The 15,208-nt window shown below is 65.2% G+C and carries 11 protein-coding genes and 1 pseudogene; 5 read left to right on the top strand and 7 right to left on the bottom strand.

Going from position 1 to position 15,208, the window contains the following annotated elements:
* Nucleotides 1-48 precede the first annotated feature (48 nt).
* The 7 genes from A6W98_RS18120 to A6W98_RS18095 form a co-directional block, all read right to left on the bottom strand.
* Nucleotides 49-1,374 (bottom strand): HlyD family type I secretion periplasmic adaptor subunit, encoded by a 1,326-nt coding sequence (locus A6W98_RS18120; protein WP_042464008.1) that lies wholly within the window; start codon nucleotides 1,372-1,374, stop codon nucleotides 49-51.
* Nucleotides 1,374-3,539, bottom strand: coding sequence for a peptidase domain-containing ABC transporter (locus tag A6W98_RS18115; RefSeq protein ID WP_081257630.1), 2,166 nt, complete (start codon nucleotides 3,537-3,539; stop codon nucleotides 1,374-1,376). The genes A6W98_RS18120 and A6W98_RS18115 overlap by 1 nt, the downstream gene beginning before the upstream one ends.
* Nucleotides 3,539-5,170: a peptidase domain-containing ABC transporter gene (locus A6W98_RS18110; protein WP_168161839.1), complete on the bottom strand. Its 1,632-nt coding sequence runs from the start codon at nucleotides 5,168-5,170 to the stop codon at nucleotides 3,539-3,541. Before A6W98_RS18110 ends, A6W98_RS18115 begins: the two co-directional genes overlap by 1 nt.
* Before the next feature lie 543 nt (nucleotides 5,171-5,713).
* Complete coding sequence (locus A6W98_RS22420) at nucleotides 5,714-6,118, bottom strand: hypothetical protein (RefSeq protein ID WP_406679193.1); 405 nt, start codon at nucleotides 6,116-6,118, stop codon at nucleotides 5,714-5,716.
* 7 nt (nucleotides 6,119-6,125) lie between these two features.
* Entirely contained in the window at nucleotides 6,126-6,836 is a 711-nt protein-coding gene (locus tag A6W98_RS18105) for a class I SAM-dependent methyltransferase (protein ID WP_042464003.1), read from the bottom strand.
* Between the two features lie 37 nt (nucleotides 6,837-6,873).
* Complete coding sequence (locus A6W98_RS18100; RefSeq protein WP_042464001.1) at nucleotides 6,874-8,796, bottom strand: TonB-dependent receptor domain-containing protein; 1,923 nt, start codon at nucleotides 8,794-8,796, stop codon at nucleotides 6,874-6,876.
* A 187-nt stretch (nucleotides 8,797-8,983) separates the two neighbouring features.
* Nucleotides 8,984-9,838 carry a helix-turn-helix domain-containing protein gene (locus tag A6W98_RS18095; RefSeq protein ID WP_081257628.1) on the bottom strand — a complete coding sequence of 285 codons (855 nt, stop codon included), beginning with the start codon at nucleotides 9,836-9,838 and terminating at the stop codon, nucleotides 8,984-8,986.
* Nucleotides 9,839-9,969: 131 nt separating this feature from the next.
* On the opposite strand from A6W98_RS18095, the gene A6W98_RS18090 reads away from it, so the two are divergent.
* The 5 genes and pseudogenes from A6W98_RS18090 to A6W98_RS20565 form a co-directional block, all read left to right on the top strand.
* Nucleotides 9,970-11,490, top strand: coding sequence for an ABC transporter substrate-binding protein (locus A6W98_RS18090; protein ID WP_155734844.1), 1,521 nt, complete (start codon nucleotides 9,970-9,972; stop codon nucleotides 11,488-11,490).
* The gene (locus tag A6W98_RS18085) at nucleotides 11,487-12,488 is read left to right on the top strand and encodes an ABC transporter permease (RefSeq protein WP_042463997.1); all 1,002 of its coding nucleotides are present in this window, start codon (nucleotides 11,487-11,489) and stop codon (nucleotides 12,486-12,488) included. Before A6W98_RS18090 ends, A6W98_RS18085 begins: the two co-directional genes overlap by 4 nt.
* A 3-nt stretch (nucleotides 12,489-12,491) precedes the next feature.
* Nucleotides 12,492-13,301, top strand: a complete 810-nt coding sequence (locus A6W98_RS18080; RefSeq protein ID WP_052678109.1) for an ABC transporter permease — start codon at nucleotides 12,492-12,494, stop codon at nucleotides 13,299-13,301.
* Complete coding sequence (locus tag A6W98_RS18075; RefSeq protein ID WP_042465375.1) at nucleotides 13,295-14,848, top strand: ABC transporter ATP-binding protein; 1,554 nt, start codon at nucleotides 13,295-13,297, stop codon at nucleotides 14,846-14,848. The genes A6W98_RS18080 and A6W98_RS18075 overlap by 7 nt, the downstream gene beginning before the upstream one ends.
* A 31-nt stretch (nucleotides 14,849-14,879) precedes the next feature.
* A pseudogene (locus tag A6W98_RS20565) lies at nucleotides 14,880-15,189 on the top strand (transposase); the annotation flags it as partial.
* Nucleotides 15,190-15,208: the final 19 nt, after the last annotated feature.

Below are 15,208 nucleotides of genomic sequence, written 5' to 3'. Positions count from 1 at the left end.
CGCAATCTTTTTACCCTCAGACATCAAACGCTTCCCCAGACCCCTGGGTTACCTTTCCCCCAGCGTGCCATCGACTATTGTGTAGAGTGGCTTTAAGAAATACTGAAGAATGGTCTTTTTTCCGGTCAAAATGTCGGCGTGAATCGTCATTCCGGGAAGAAAGTGGCGCGTTTCGCCCTCTGAGCCAATCTGGCTGGAGTCTAAATGTATGCGACAAAGGTAGTAGGGGACTTTGTTTGCGTCCAGGAATGTGCTGGGTGATATGCTTGAGATCTTGCCATAAACATGTCCGTAGCGGCTGAAATCAAAGGCCATGACCTTCAGTTTCACCGCTTGGCCGACTTGAACGAATCCTATGTCGCGCGGTGAGATCTGAACCTCTGCGATCAATTCGTCATCCAATGGCACCAGCCGAGCGGCTGTCTCACCGGGCTTCAGCACACCACCCACCGTGCGAACGGCGAGCTCTTGTACGATGCCTGCCGCCGGCGCCACGATAAGCAGCCGCTTGATCCTGTCATTTTGGGCAGTCAGCTGCTCACGGATCTCGGCCAGCTCTGCATTGGCGGTTTCCAGTTGGTTAAGCGCCTCTTCGAGCAAGCGTCCGTGAAACTCGCTGATTCGGGTGTGGACCTGGGAGATGTCGTTTCGAAGAGACCAAATACTACTATCCAGCTCGCGCAGTTGCGCCACGGCCATGGTCCGCTCTCGCTGTATCTCAAGCAGTTGAAGGAGCGGGTTCAGCCCCTTGCCGACCAGGCCTTCGCGAATAGCAGCCTGCCGGTCAATCAGGGCCAATGCCTCGGCGAGGGTTTCCTTCTGCAGAGACACCGCGTCGATCTGTGCTTCCAATCCTGTGACTTGCTCTTGAAAAATTTTTTCTTGGCTAACGCGGACACCAATCTGGGCATTTAAAAGGCGTTCTTGTTCCGCGATCAGTTTTTCGTCACTCGTGAAACGATGAAAGTCAGCACGTCGCCGCTCGGCGAAGGCCGCGAAACGTTCAGCTTGCAGCTCCAGCGTCGTTCGTCGAGCGATCAACTGGTCACGATTTGAGATGGTGGCCGTACTGGTTAAACTTAGCAAGGGTTGGCCTTGCGCGACGACCTCGCCTTCCTTTACCAACACTTCCTCCACAATCCCGCCTTCCAGGTGGTCAAGCGCGCGTACGGCGCCGGCTGGAACGAATTCTCCTGTTCCCTTGGCGATTTCGTCGACCGGCGTTACTGCAGCCCATGCTAGGAATGCGAGCAGACCTCCGGCGATCATCCAGATCATGGCATGGGTCAGAGGGCCGATGCCGGTGTCGCGGACGAAATCCTCGACGGCGAACCCGTCCTTAATCCCGGCGGATGCGCTTTTTTCGTCCAACATCAGATCAATCCCTTGGGAATTCGGTCGCGCACTTTTTCGGCAGAGCCGAAAAAGCGCACAGTGCCTTCCTCGAGCATCAGGATCTTGTCCACGACGCCGAGATGCTGGCGGTTATGGGTGACGATCAGCACGGTCGCGCCGCGGGCTCGTAACAGCTCCAGCCCGCCGATGAAGGCGAATTCTCCCATGAAATCGATGCCCGTCGCCGGTTCGTCCAACAGGACGACAGGCGCTTTTCGCAGGTACATGCGCGCCAGTGACAGACGCGACAGCAGTCCGACCGGCAAGGTGACAAGCTGGGCGTCATAGAAGGTGTCCAAGCCTTCGGGCAATGCCGCTATGGCCGTCGCCGCGTCTGCGAGCTGCAACGCTTCGGCGATGTCCTGCTCGTCAGCCTCCGGCTCGGCCATCAACAGATTGTCGCGTAGGGTGCCGTAATGAAAACTCGGCAATTGCGGGACGTAGGAGATGGCGCGACGCAGATGGGTCGGGTCGAATTGACGGAGATCTCGGCCATCTAGGCGAATATTGCCTGCCTGCGCTTCGTATAGCCCGGCGACCAGCTTTAGCAGAGTTGATTTTCCGCTTCCGTTGCGACCAACAATGGCAACGATCTCTCCGGGCTGCGCAGTGAAGCTCACGCCGCCGAGAATCGGTTCGGTTTCGCGCCCATATCGGAACGTCACGCGGTTGAAGGCGATTTCGCCCTGGATTGGCGGCCGCTCGCCGTCGCCCTCGCCAGGGGCGATCTCTGCCTCGGTTTCCATCAGCCGGTCGATCTGGCGGGCGGATGCGACCAGCTGACCTATCCGCGTCGCCGCCAGGAATGCGTTCTGAATCGGCGCGATCAGGCGCCAGACCAACATCATGCTGGCGATCAGCCCGCCGGTCGTCATCGCATCGGCGAGCACCAGGAAAATGCCCGCGAAGAGTGTCGCAAGAGCTGCTCCTGTGCCAAGCGACTGGCCGATGGCGGCCAAAATCTGGGCCGAGGTGGTGTTGCGCTCGCTCGCCCGGGCCGCCTTTGCTGCGCTGTCGCGATAGCGTTCCAGCCAAACCGTTTCGCCGCCCGCGGCGCGGATCGCACGCATGCGATGCATCATTTCAAGCGTCACGAGTTGGCGTTGCGCGCTTGCTTTTGCAACCTCCGCACCACGACCACGCATATGCCGCTCACCGATCGCTGCCAGAGCTGCAAACAGGATCATGAAGCAGAGCGGGATCAGGGCCAGCCAGCCGCCGACGATTGCGACAGCGGCAACGAAAAGCAGTGTAAAGGGGGTGTCGAGCAGTGCCTGCTCGAGCGGCCCGCGCAACAGATCCCGGATCCGATCCACGTCGCGCACTCTGGCAATCTGGCTCGACAGTCCCGCTCTTTCGGTTGTGCGACTTGGCAGTGCCAGGATGCGGCCGAAGACTGCATTTCCGACGATATATCCCAGCCGCAGGCTGGCGCGGTTCATGATCCGACCGCGGAGCCGACGCATCAGCATTTCCATCCAGGCGGCGGCGACCACTCCGGCGGCAAGATAGGCGAGCAAAGCGGTCGATTCCGACACCACCACCTTGTCGTAGACCGCCATCACGAACAGTGGGTTGGCCACCGCCGCCAGATTTGCGAAAAACGTCAGCAACAGCGCGCGCAGGACCAGCGGAAGCTGCGCACGCAGTCTTTGGCCGAGCCAGGATTTCCCGATTTCCGAAGCAGGCGTTTCGACGCGTTCAAAGCGAATGAGCGAGCCTGCACCCAACCGCACCGCGTGCCGGGCATCGGCTGCGCGCATCCGCAGAAAGCGAGGCTCTCCACGGAGGGGCAAGAACAGCAGGCCTTGCGTCGTGCCGCCTGGCCCAAGGGCTGTGCGGGCCAGATCCTTCTCGGGAAATGCCCTGCCGCGCCTGACGTGACCCGCAAAGCCGAGCCGGGCAGCAGCGTTGAGCGTATCCAGCACTCTGTCACCCGAAAGATCCAATGCAAAGGACAGGCGCAGATCCCGAAGCTCGCCCCGCCAGCCGAGATCGCGCAGCGCGTCATACAGGCAGACGGCAAGTGTTTCGTCGACGGCGTCCCACACCTGTCCTTGCCCATGCACGGCAGGCTCCGCCTCAAGGCGGGCCAACCGACCATTGGCTCCGCCGGATCGGTTTTCGGTTCCGGTGCCTGCCATCAGAACGTGCCTTCGACAGTGCTGATCCGTCCGTTTGCCAGCCGCACAATCGCGTCGGCGCGGCCCAGGACGCTTGGCCTGTGACTGACGAAAAGGATCGCACAACGTTCACGAATATCTGCAAAAAGCTCCGCGACCCTTTCATCGCCCTGGTCGTCAATTGCCGAATTGGCGTCGTCGAAAAGCAGGACCTGCGGATCCAGGGCCAGTGCCCGGCAAAGCGCGATGCGCTGCACGACACCGCGTGGCAGCCCGTCGGCAGCGGCGTCGCCGACTATCGTGGTAAAGCCCTTTGGTAATGGCTTGATAAGCTCGGTGAGACCGGTTCGCTCTGCCGCCCTGAGCGCGGCATCGACGCGTTCAGGGGCGAACATCGAAATGTTCTCGAGGATTGAGCCTGCGAACAACGTCTCTTGCTGGGACACCAACGAGATGGTCCTGCGCAGGCTTTGGTCGGTATAGTCAGATAGGGGATGCCCGCCCAGGAGAACCTCTCCGGAAGTCGGGGAGTAAAGGCCTGCGGCGAGCGCCAGCAGGATGCTCTTGCCACTGCCGTTGTCCCCGACAAGACCGACGGTATGTCCTTCCCGAAGGTCCAGATCGACGCCGTCGAGCACCCGCTTGCCATCGTTATCGTTGAAAACGACGCCACGCAGGCTCAGCCTGGGCGGTGCCTGACTGGCGTCCAGGATGCCGGAGGATGCCGATCTGACAGGAATCTTGAAAATTGCATCCATCTGCTCGCGCCCGATGCTGGATGTTTGCAAGCGCGAAGCCAGAAGGATCAGGTTTCTGATGAGTGCCAGGAAACGACCCGCCAGCAAGGTCGAGGCAGATAGTCCCCCTATCGACATGCGGCCCTGCAATATCAGCACACTGCCCAGCACGATGACCCCGATGATCGAGAGCTGTACGACGAGTTGCGATAGATCGGTCAGCCGCTGATCAGCCGTGAATGCCTCCCCCTGTGCAGCAAGGCGCCGCTTTTGAAGGCTTTCGTATCGGCGCAACACCGGGCGTTCCAGATTGGCGACCTTGAGCGATGGCAGGCTTGAAAGCGTGCTGAGCAGGAAATCGTATCGCTGGTCGTCCAGAGACAGCGCGCGGGCCAGAGCCTCTCGCGCAGAGCGGTTTGCCGGTGCTGCCGCAACAGCCAGCGCAATGGCGCCGAGAGCAGGCGCGATGATGACCGGACCGCCCAGAATCCAGATCATCCACATAAAAACGAACAGGAAGGGGAAATCGCAAATGGCCAGAAGTGTTTGCCCGGTGCCATTAAAGCGTCGCTGGGCGACGGCGGCGAGTCGTTCCATGTGCGCGCCCGGCGAAACACGCTCAAATGCCGCCAGGTCAGCGTGAAAGAGATGACGTGCGGCGCCACAGCTGGCCCGAACTTCATAATCTATCGCAAGAGGCGCCAGAACTTTGGAGCGTGCAATCTTTAACGCGGTTTCAAGTGCTAGAGCGCAGAGAACGCCCAGCCCTATGAGGGCGGCCGTGTTCTCCGAGTGATTCGGGATGATGCGATCGTAAACTTGCAGGATGAACAGCGGCGCCGCCAGGGCCAGCGTGTTGATGCAGAGCGAGGCAGATCCGATCGAAACATAGGGCAAGGCGCCGTTTATTTTCAATGCGTGCCTCATTCCTCATGGGCGCACCGAACAATGTGGGACACCGAACGGGACAATAGGGGGGGGCGGCGAGACAAATGAACAGGTGTCGCGCTGTTGCTGGATCTCATTTAAATGAGGCCGCCTAATAAATCGTAAGCGCCGAATGTAGGGTGCTTTCATGCGGCGTGTTTGTGCGCTAGGTGTTTGATCCCACGGTTTGATGGTGCGATCCATTCGCTGGCATGTAAGGAAGCCCTATGGGACAGATACGCCACGGCTGCGCCATGACTCGGGTCGGGACCCATTGATTTGGTTTGGCGTGCATGATGGCGTTGTTGATCTATTCAGGTGTTCATGGTGCGACCGACGACATCATCGCATCTAAAACAGAAGACTGCACATCCTTTGCGCGGAGTGTTTCCGATGCTTGCCTGCACATGCTGCCGCGGATCGGCGTTGTTGCAGAGTTCTAACGTCTGAGGATTCACTGCGCGAATCCAAGTGGTTACACGGATCGCATGAGCAAACCATCTCCCGCCAACTATCGCACGACGAACTGGTTCAGCTACAACGCGTCGCTGCGCAAGCGGGGAGGCCCCCAGCGTGACCGACACGGTTGAGAGATCGGCCAGCAGCTCCGCCCGGGTATCGAGGCAGTCGCGTCCGTATCGGTCCATCCCGATCCAAAGGCGGCGCGCGTATAGGACGCGGCCGGGATGGCGGGCTCTCCGGCGCCCGGATGGCCGGGGTGCAGGAGAGGAGCGCGAGGCTCAGGAGGAGAGGGTCGACAGCCGCAGCGCCTCTGAGCGCGCCGAAATAGTTGGCCCGCATGATCTTCGGCCCGGCCTTGGCGAGCACGTCATAGGCCGTGGCGAGGGCCACCTGCTGGCGCGCGGTCAGATCCTTCACCAGTACCGGCCCGTCGATCTGCACCCATTTGGCGCCCGCGGCCGCGAGCCCGTCCAGGATCTGCTCACAGACCGGCAGGATCGCGTGGCAGCCCCCCGCCGAGGCTCTCGACCGGCGCTGGTGGCCGACGCCGGCCGCGCAGGATGCAATCGAGCGCTGTCCTTTCGCCGTCCGGAAGGCGCACCACCCGTTCGACTTGTCGGGCGAGGCCGATCTCGATCTGGTCGTCCAGAGCCGCCGCGACGTCCTCTGCCGTGTAAAGCACCGCAGGCGATTTCGGGCCGCCATGGCCTTTCTCGAAATTCGCGAGATCGTGCCCGGCCAGGAAGAAGGTGCCGCCCGGGGCGAGCGCTTCAGCCGCGCGGTACAGGATCGGGCGCAGCCGGTCCCAGGGCAGGTGCAGATACATCATGATGACCAGATCCCAGCGCCCGGGTTCGGGGGCGAATTCGCTCAGATCGGCGGCATGAAAGGTCATGCGGCCGCCGAGTCCCCGGAGTTCCGCCAGCGCGCGCGCCCGCTCGACAGCCACGTCCGACAGATCGATCCCGTCGACCTGCCAACCGCGTTCCGCGAGCCAGAAGCTGTTGCGCCCTTCGCCGCAGGCCAGATCCAGCGCGCGGCCCGGGGGCAGATCGGATAGCTCTCGCGCCAGGTGGATATTGGGCTCGATGCCGAAAAGCTGCTCGGTCTCGGAATAGCGCCGGTTCCAGTCTTCCCGCGTCCTCCCGGCGCCGCAGGCGGAGGCGGCCGGTGTCGTGTCATTCGAAGGCATAGCGTCCCTTTCAGTTTCGGGTCCGGTTCAGACGGCGTCAGAACCGCAAGGTAGCGGCCAGGCGGATCGAGCGGCCCTCTTCGTAAAGGAGCGTCTCCGCGTTACCCGCCGGGGGGGTGGCATGATCGATATAGGCCTCGTCGAAGATGTTCGTCAGGGCCAGGCTGTATTCGGCATTGGGGCGCGGACGCCAGACGACGGACAGGTCGTGGACGTCATAGGCGGGCAGCTTGTCGCTCAGGGTGTAGCTCTCGGGCAGGTCGTCCTCGGCCAGCACGACGGTGCTGGTCCAGCCGATTCGCAGGTCGTGGCGCGGCATCCGGTAGCCCAAGGAAAGAACGATTTTGTCGCCTTGGGGGGCGACGCCGTTGCCCCAGCTCGACGGGCTGGCCGGGTCTCCCGCGAAATCGGTGTCGCTGTGGTTGTAGCTGATATCCCCCGAAAGGTTGCCCCAGTCGCGGCCCAGCCGCACGGTAAAGCCCGTGAGCTCGATATCGCCGCCATTGCTGCGCTTGTAGGGGGTACCCCGCTGGCCGCCATAAAGGACGTAATCGGAAATCCTAGTGCTGTAGGCCGACAGCCCGCTCCGCCAGACGCCGCCCGCGTAGGATACCCCGATTTCCGTGGTCCGCGCCACTTCGCCGTCAAGGCCGGTGTCGGTATCGGGGTCGATTGCGCCCAGGTTCAGCTTCATCCCCGGAATCGGGCGAATGCCGCGATAGGCCTCGGCCCAGCTGGCAAAGATGGTCAGGCCCTCGACAGGCATGTAGCGCAGCCCGGCATTGGGGCTGAGCCGGTCGCCGCGATAGTCGTTGCCCGCCAGATCTGTCAGCCAGGACTTGTCGTAGCGCAGTCCGGCGGTCGCGTGCCAGTGGGGGTCGATCTCGTAATCGCCCTGAAGGTAAAGTCCTTGATTATAGCCGGTTTCCGAATACCACCCATCGCCTTCGGCTTTGCCGCGGGTGTGGATGCGCAGGTAGTCGGCGCCGTAGGTCAGGGTCAGGTCGCCCAGTGCGGAACGGTTGCGGATGTCCGCGCCGCGGGTCTCGCCCTCGCCCCTCCGGCGTCCGGCCTCGGGTTTGCGCAGGATACGGTTTTCGGTGTCGTAGATGGTGGCCGTCAGGTCGATCAGCGCGTTGTCGGACGGATCATAGTTGTAGCGCAGGGTGGTCGATCGGCGGGTGGCTTCCTGATCCTCGGGGGTTTCGCTGTCATCGGCCAGACCGAAATTCATGCGCCGGTCGCGCCAGCCATTGTCTTCGCGATAGCTGTTCACGAACTCGATCCGGTGTCCTTCGGCGGGCGCGAAGCGGAGCTTTACCAGGCCGTCGAGGGGGTCGTTGCCGGAATAGCTGACCTTCTCGCCGCGCCCGTCGGTGTAATTGTCGGCCCATTGTTTGCTGCCGTAGAAGAGGTAACTGAACCGCTCGTCCGGTGCGCCGTAGACCGCAAGCCCGGTGCTCAACCGGTTGCCGTTCGACTGCCCGCCGAACCGCAACATCACCCCCTGGGTCTGGCCGGGCAACAGCAAGTCCGCGGCATCTTTGGTCTCGTAGCGGATCGCGCCGCCCAAGGCGCCGGGTCCCGACAGGGCCGAAGCCGTGCCGCCCTCGACCTCGACCCGTTTCAGCAGGAACGGGTCTATGCCCATGTTGCCGCTGTGCCGGTACTGGCCGCCGGTCTGGACCGCCCCGTCCACGGTGACGTTCAGGTTGGTCTCTTCAAGGCCGCGCACATAGACTTTCTGCGCCGCCGTGCGGTTGCCGCCGCTGACGCTGATCTCGGGTGTGGTGGCGAACAGCTCGTTCAGGGTGGCGGGCTGGCGGGCCTCGACCTCGTCGGCTTCGATCACCTCTTTGTCGGGGTCCGCGTCCTCGATCCCCAGCAGGATATGGCCCAGCGCATAGTTGTCGGCATCGGCGCGGGCTTCGGGAACCAAGGTGGTTGCGCCGAAGGTCAAGCCCAGGGCAATCCGTGCCGCTGGACAAAAGAAGTGAACCCGTTCTGTCATGTCTTGGTCTCCGTCCGTCACCAATGCTTCCGCGATTTGGCTGAGCGTTCTTGTCGGGATTGGAGCCTTAGCAGGGCCGGGGCCGGTCGTCTGTCTCGCACCGGCCAAACTGCGTCGCGAGATGGACAGCTGCGGATCAGGCGCCGCGGCGCCGGGCGCGGATCTCGGACGGGGTGCGGCCCGTCATCTTGCGGAACATCGCGGTAAAGGCGCTTTGACTCGCATAGCCCAGATCCAGCGCCACGGTCAGCACCGGCTGGCCCTCGCCCAGACGCGAGATCGCCTCGATGATCCGGACCCGCTGACGCCACTGGCCGAAGGTCATGCCGGTTTCGCGCAGGAAAAGCCGGCTGAGCGTGCGCGAGCTAAGATGGGCTGTCTCGGCCCAGTCCTCCAGCGGGCGGTTGTCGGCCGGGTTGTCCATGACCCGGCGCAGGACCGGGGCCAGCCTTGCATCCTCGCTGGTCGGCACATGCAGGCCCGGCCTGTCCCCCGCCCGCCGGATCTGGTCGGCCACTACCTGTTGCAGCCGCCGCGCCTCGGCCGCGCCCTGGTCGTTGGCAACCCTGCCGCAGTCCGGGCCTCTGCTACAGGCGGCGGGCGTCAGGCCGAAGGCGATCAACTCCGCCAGCAGGGGCGAGACCCCCATCGCCGTGGGCTCGCCGGGCAGGGTGCGGCAGATGTCGGGGCAGAGATAGGCATTGTGGATCTCGGTATCTTCCAGCGGCCGCACGCAATGGAGCGCGCCTGCCGGAATCCACACCGCCTGCGAGGACGACGCCAGCCAGGACTGTCCCTCGATGCAGACCCGGAACCGGCCATGCCGCGGAAACAGGAACTGCCCGCGCGCGTGACGGTGGGCACCTGGGCAGTCGCCGCCGCCCAGATAGGACGGCTTCATCAGGACCAGATCGGCGGAGCCGTCGATCTCGCGCAGGCGGGACGGGTTGGGCAGGAGTGAAGCTGTCCGTTTCGCGACAGGTCTTGGCATGATCTCGGGATACCTCGGAACCGGGAATGTGTATGCTGGCGGGGGTGTCCTAGTTTTTTTGTCAAGAATGATGCCGTGGCAAGCCCGGAAGCTGCGGCGAAGTAACCCGAAACCCGGATGGAGAGATCATCGTGACAGGATTGCGTACCGCTCTGGCGCTTTTGGCGGGGCTGCTGCCGGGGCTTTTCGCTTCCGTGCCCGGTTCGGCCGAGCCCGGGGACCGTCCCTTCATCATCGCCGACGCGACAGGCAACTGGGGCCAGCCCTCGCCCTATCTGCACATGCGGCGCGGCCCGGGCTATTTGCTGACCTCGTTCCTCTTCGACACGCTGATGTGGAAGGACACGAACGGGGAACTGCAACCCGCCCTTGCCCGGCGGATCGAGCCGCTCGACGGCGGTCTGACCTACCGCATCACCTTGGCAGAGGGCGCGGCATGGCATGACGGGCGGCCCGTCACCGCCGAGGATGTGGCCTTCACCTTCGGCTACGTGGAGCGTTTTCCGCTGATGTTCGGCGCCCTCGACGCCATCGCCGGAGCCGAGCCCGAGGGCGCGGACCGGGTTCTGGTGCGCCTGCGTCATCCGATGCCGAGCTTTCTGCCGATGGTCGCGGGGGCGATGCCGATCCTGCCGCGCCATGTCTTCGAGGGGATCGAGACCCCCTTCGAGTTCACCGGCCCCGCGGCGCTGACGGGCTCCGGCCCCTATCTGCTGGACCGCTACGACCCGGCCAAGGGGCGCTACATCTTCCGCTCCAATCCCGGTTATTACGGCGGGCCGCCCGCCATCGACCGCATCGCCCTGGTGCGCATGTCGCCCATCGCCGCCATCGCTGGGCTAAAATCGGGGGAGGTCGATCTGGCAACCTCGGTCCCAGTGACGGCGGCCGAAGACCTGCGGCAGGCGGGGCTCGCCCTGGCGCGTCACTCCAGTGGCCATCCCGTGCGCCTGCGCTTCAACCACCGGACGCCGCGTTTCGCTGGCAGGGCCGTGCGCCAGGCCATCGCCCATGGTCTCGACCGCCGGCGCATGGCCGAGACCGCCTATCTGGGCGAGGCCGAGATCTGGAGCGCGGGCCTGCTGGCCTCGCTGACCGAGGGCGGGACCGAGCGTTACCCCTACGACCCCGTCCGCGCCCGTGCGCTGCTGGCCGGTGCGGGCTGGCAGCCGCCCGTGGCGCCCCTGCGGCTTCTGGCGCCCCAGAGCCTCGATCCGATCACCCGGCTGGTGGCGGCGCAGCTGGCCGAGATCGGGATCGAGACGCGGATCGTGCTGCTGGATCAGGCCAGTTTCGAGGGCCGGATCGCCGCGGGCGATTTCGATCTGGCCATGGCGACCTCCAGCATGCTGGGCGATCCCGACCGGATGCGGCTGACGGTGATGGGCACAAGGTCGAACCAGGACGGATACGATGCCGATCCCGCGCTGACCGCCGCCCTGATGGCCCAGTCGCGCGAAGCCAACCCCGCGCGCCGCGCCGAACTTCTGGCCGAAGCCGCTGGGCTTTATGCCGACGCCCTGCCATCCTATCCGCTGGTGGCCGCGCGCACGCTGGCCGCGGGCCGGCCCGGCCGTCCGCCCGTCTATACTCCGGGCGGCGTGGCGCCCGGTATCCCCTCGATCTTGAACAAGCAGGCCTTCACCGAATGACGCCCGCACCGGTCACGGCCGCCCCGATTCCGGCGGCCGCGCAGGTGCTGGGGCGCCTTGCGGAATATGCGCTTACGTTGGGGCTGTTGATCCTGCTGAACTACACCGCGCTCTGGGCGCTGCCGGGCGATCCCCTGATGGTGCTGTACGACGATCTGGCCACCGGGCTGAACGATGCCGCCACACAGGACCGCTTGCGCGAGATGCACGGGCTCGGACACGGCTATCTCGAGGGGCTGATCCGCTATGCCGGGCGGCTGGCGCAGGGCGATCTGGGCCATTCGATCTTTCACGCCCGCCCCGTGGCCGAAGTCATCCTGCCGGTTCTGCCCTGGACCGCGCTGCTGGTCGTCAGCACCGCGATCCTGTCGCTGGCGCTGGGGCCGCTGCTGGGGATCGAGCTGGCGCTGCGCGACCGCCACCGGGCGTCAAAGCCGGTTCTGGCGGGGCTTGCGGTGCTCGACGGCATCCCCGGCTTCGTCAAGGCCATCGCGATATTGCTGGTCTTTTCTGTCTGGCTGGGCTGGCTTCCGGTCTCGGGGGCGGAATCGCTGATCCCGGCCGGGACGGCCCCCGCCCGGGCGCTCGATATCGCCCATCACGCCGCTGCGCCGATCCTGACGCTGGTCGCGAGCGACCTGGCGCGCTTCGTCTATTTCGGCCGGGCGGCGGGCCTGCGGGTGATCCGGCGCCCGATGATGGCCGTGGCACAGGGCAAGAGCATTCGTGGCGCGCCCCTGCGCCTGCGCTACATCCTCGCCAATGCCACGCCCGAGTTGATCGCCCGCACCGCGATGATGCTGAACGGCCTGTTGATCGGCACGGTCTTTGTCGAGACGGTCTTCGCCTATCCGGGGCTCGGCAGTCTGTTGTTCGAGGCCGTCTATACCCGCGACCAGGCGCTGGCCCAGGCGATCCTGCTGCCCGTGGGAGCGCTGGTCCTGACCATCAACCTTCTGGCCGATCTGGCGATTCTGGCAATGCTGCGGCGGGGCTGAGCGATGGGAGCGGGACGTTTTCTTCCCCTGATCGCCTTCGCGTTCCTGGCCGCCCTTTGCGGGGTGCTGTTCCCACTGACCGATGCCGCGATGACCGGCGCGCCGCTGGTGCCCCCGGGCTGGCCGCATCTTCTGGGCACGAGCCCCCTGGGCCAGGACAACCTGATCCGCGCGCTCCGCGCGGCGCCGGCCAGCATCGGAATCGGGCTCGTCGCGGGCGGCGGCACGGTTCTGGTGGCGCTGGTCTACGGCTATGCGGTGGCGAGCGCACCCGGCTGGGCGGGCCGGGTGATGCTGCGGATCAGCGACCTGATGCTGGCGCTGCCCGACATGGTGCTGATGATGCTGATCGCGAGCTATGCACGCCCCGGCCCGGCGGGCCTTGCTCTGATCCTGATCGCCTTTTCCTGGCCCTCGGATATCCGGCCCGTGGCCGCCATGGTGCGCCGCGAACGCGCGCGCGACAGCTTCTATCTTGCGCAAAGCTTCGGCGCGGGGGCAGGTTACCTCCTGCGCCGCCACGCCCTGCCGCCGATGCTGCCGGTGCTGGCCGCAATGGCGGTGATGAACAGCCGCCGGGCGGTGATGCACGCGGCGGGGCTCGCCTTCCTGGGGCTTGCCAATCCTGCGATCCCGAGCTGGGGCAGCATGCTGGCCGAGGCGCTGACCCAGCTGCAACATCCCGGCATCCTGTGGCTGGTGGCGCCACCCGCGCTGTTCCTGACCGGCTTCGTTCTGGTGCTCGGCCGGATCGGCCTCGCGGCCGAGCGGGACCGCAGCGCTCCCGAAACCACGGAAACCGCCCCATGCTGACGATCGAGAATCTTTCCCTTTATCAAGGGCCCCACCGGGTTCTGGCGAATGTGCGGCTGAGCCTGCGGCCCGGCCGCCCGCTGGCGTTGATCGGGGAATCGGGCGCGGGCAAGTCGAGCCTCGCACTGGCACTCATGCGGTTGTTCGGCGGTCGCGCCGAGGGACGCATCCTCTTTGAGGGCGAAGACGTGATGGGCTTCGACCGGGCGCGGCTCGGCCGCTACCGGGGCGGCGAGGCGGCACTGGTCCGCCAGTCGCTTGGCGATGCGCTGAACCCGCAGATGCGCGTGGCGGCCCAGGTCGCCGACGCGATGGAGGCCCAGGGCACGGCCCCCGGCACCGCCCGGGAGCGGGCGCTTCGGCTGCTGGACGGCCAGGGCGTCGGACATCTGGCGGACCGCTGGCCTGCGGGCCTTTCGGGGGGCGAGATCCAGCGCGTGCTGATCGCCATGGCGCTGGCCAACGGCCCGCGCCTGCTTGTCTTCGACGAGCCGACCGCAGCGCTCGACCCCGCGACCCGGACCCATGTCCTGTCGGCCATCGCCCGCGAGGCGCCTGACCGCATGGTCCTGCTTGTCACCCACGATCTGGACGCGGCCGAGGAGATCGGCGCCGATACCGCCGTCCTTTATGGCGGGCGGCTTATAGAGCACGGCCCCACCCCGGCCGTCCTCCGCCGTCCCCGCCACCCCTATACGCGCGGGCTAATCCGGGGCCGGGTCGCGGCGCACCGGGGCAAGGACCTGCAGGGCATTCCCGGCCAGTACCGGCCCTGCGAGAGGGGCTGCGTCTTTGCCAATCGCTGCGTGCAGGCGCTGCCCTTCTGCCATGACGGCGCCCATCCCGAACTGGAGGAAGAGGGGAAGCATCGGGTGGCCTGCCTGCGCTGTGGCATCGTGCCGGTGCTGAGGGTGCGGGGCCTGTCGCGGTCCCACGGCGCGCGGCCGGTGCTGAAGGGCGTGGATCTGACGCTTTATTCGGGCGAAACGCTCGCGCTGCACGGGGCAAGCGGCAGCGGAAAGTCCACGCTGGCGCGCATCCTCGCGGGGCTCGACCGGGCCGATGCGGGCGAGGTCGCCCATGACCGCACGCGCCCCGATCAGGCCAGCGCGATATCGCTGGTGCCCCAGCACCCGCGCCAGTCTCTGCCGCTGCATTTCACGGTGGCCGAGGCCCTGGCGGAGCCCTTGCGCTTTCGTCCAGGGCTCAACCGCGAGGATATCCGGACCCGGGTCGAGGCGGGTCTTTCCGAGGTCCAGTTGCCCGCGGCCCCGCCTTTTACCCTGCGCCCCTGCGCCGAGCTTTCGGGGGGCGAATTGCAGCGCCTCGCCATCGCCCGCGCTCTGATCCGGGACCCGGCGGTGTTGATCGCGGACGAGGCGACCTCGGCGCTCGATCTCAGCGTGCAGGCCAAGATCGTGCGGCTGCTGCTGAACCTGCAGGAACGGCGGGGGTTGGCGATGCTCTTCATCTCGCACGACCATGCCCTGTGCCAGAGGATCGCCGACCGGATGGCCCATCTGCAAAACGGCGTCCTGCTCGATTGACCTTGCCCCCGCCCCCGGACTGGGCGCTAAAGCCGTCGGGAGCGCCGAGCAAAAGACGATCATGATCGACGCGACGTATTTGAAGGCGCACCGCACGGCATCGAACCTTGGGGTGGAAAAGGGGGCGCGGGCGCCAGATCGGGTGAACCAAAGGTGGTATGACCACCAAGCTGCACGCCGGCACCGATGCGAAGGGGCGCCCGATCCAGTTCTCCATGTCGGCGGGACAGGTTAGCGATTGCAAGGGCGCGGCGGCTCTTCTGGCACATCTCCCGAAAGCTGATTGGATGCTTGCGGATAGGGGGTATGACGCGCACTGGTTCAGAGAAGCATTGAAAGATAGCCCTTGAGCGTGCCGCT

It is taken from the genome of Rhodovulum sulfidophilum DSM 1374 (genome assembly GCF_001633165.1).
Taxonomy (GTDB): Bacteria; Pseudomonadota; Alphaproteobacteria; order Rhodobacterales; family Rhodobacteraceae; genus Rhodovulum; species Rhodovulum sulfidophilum.
The sequence above is the reverse complement of the archived record's forward strand: the minus strand, read 5'-3'. Positions and strand labels throughout refer to the sequence as shown.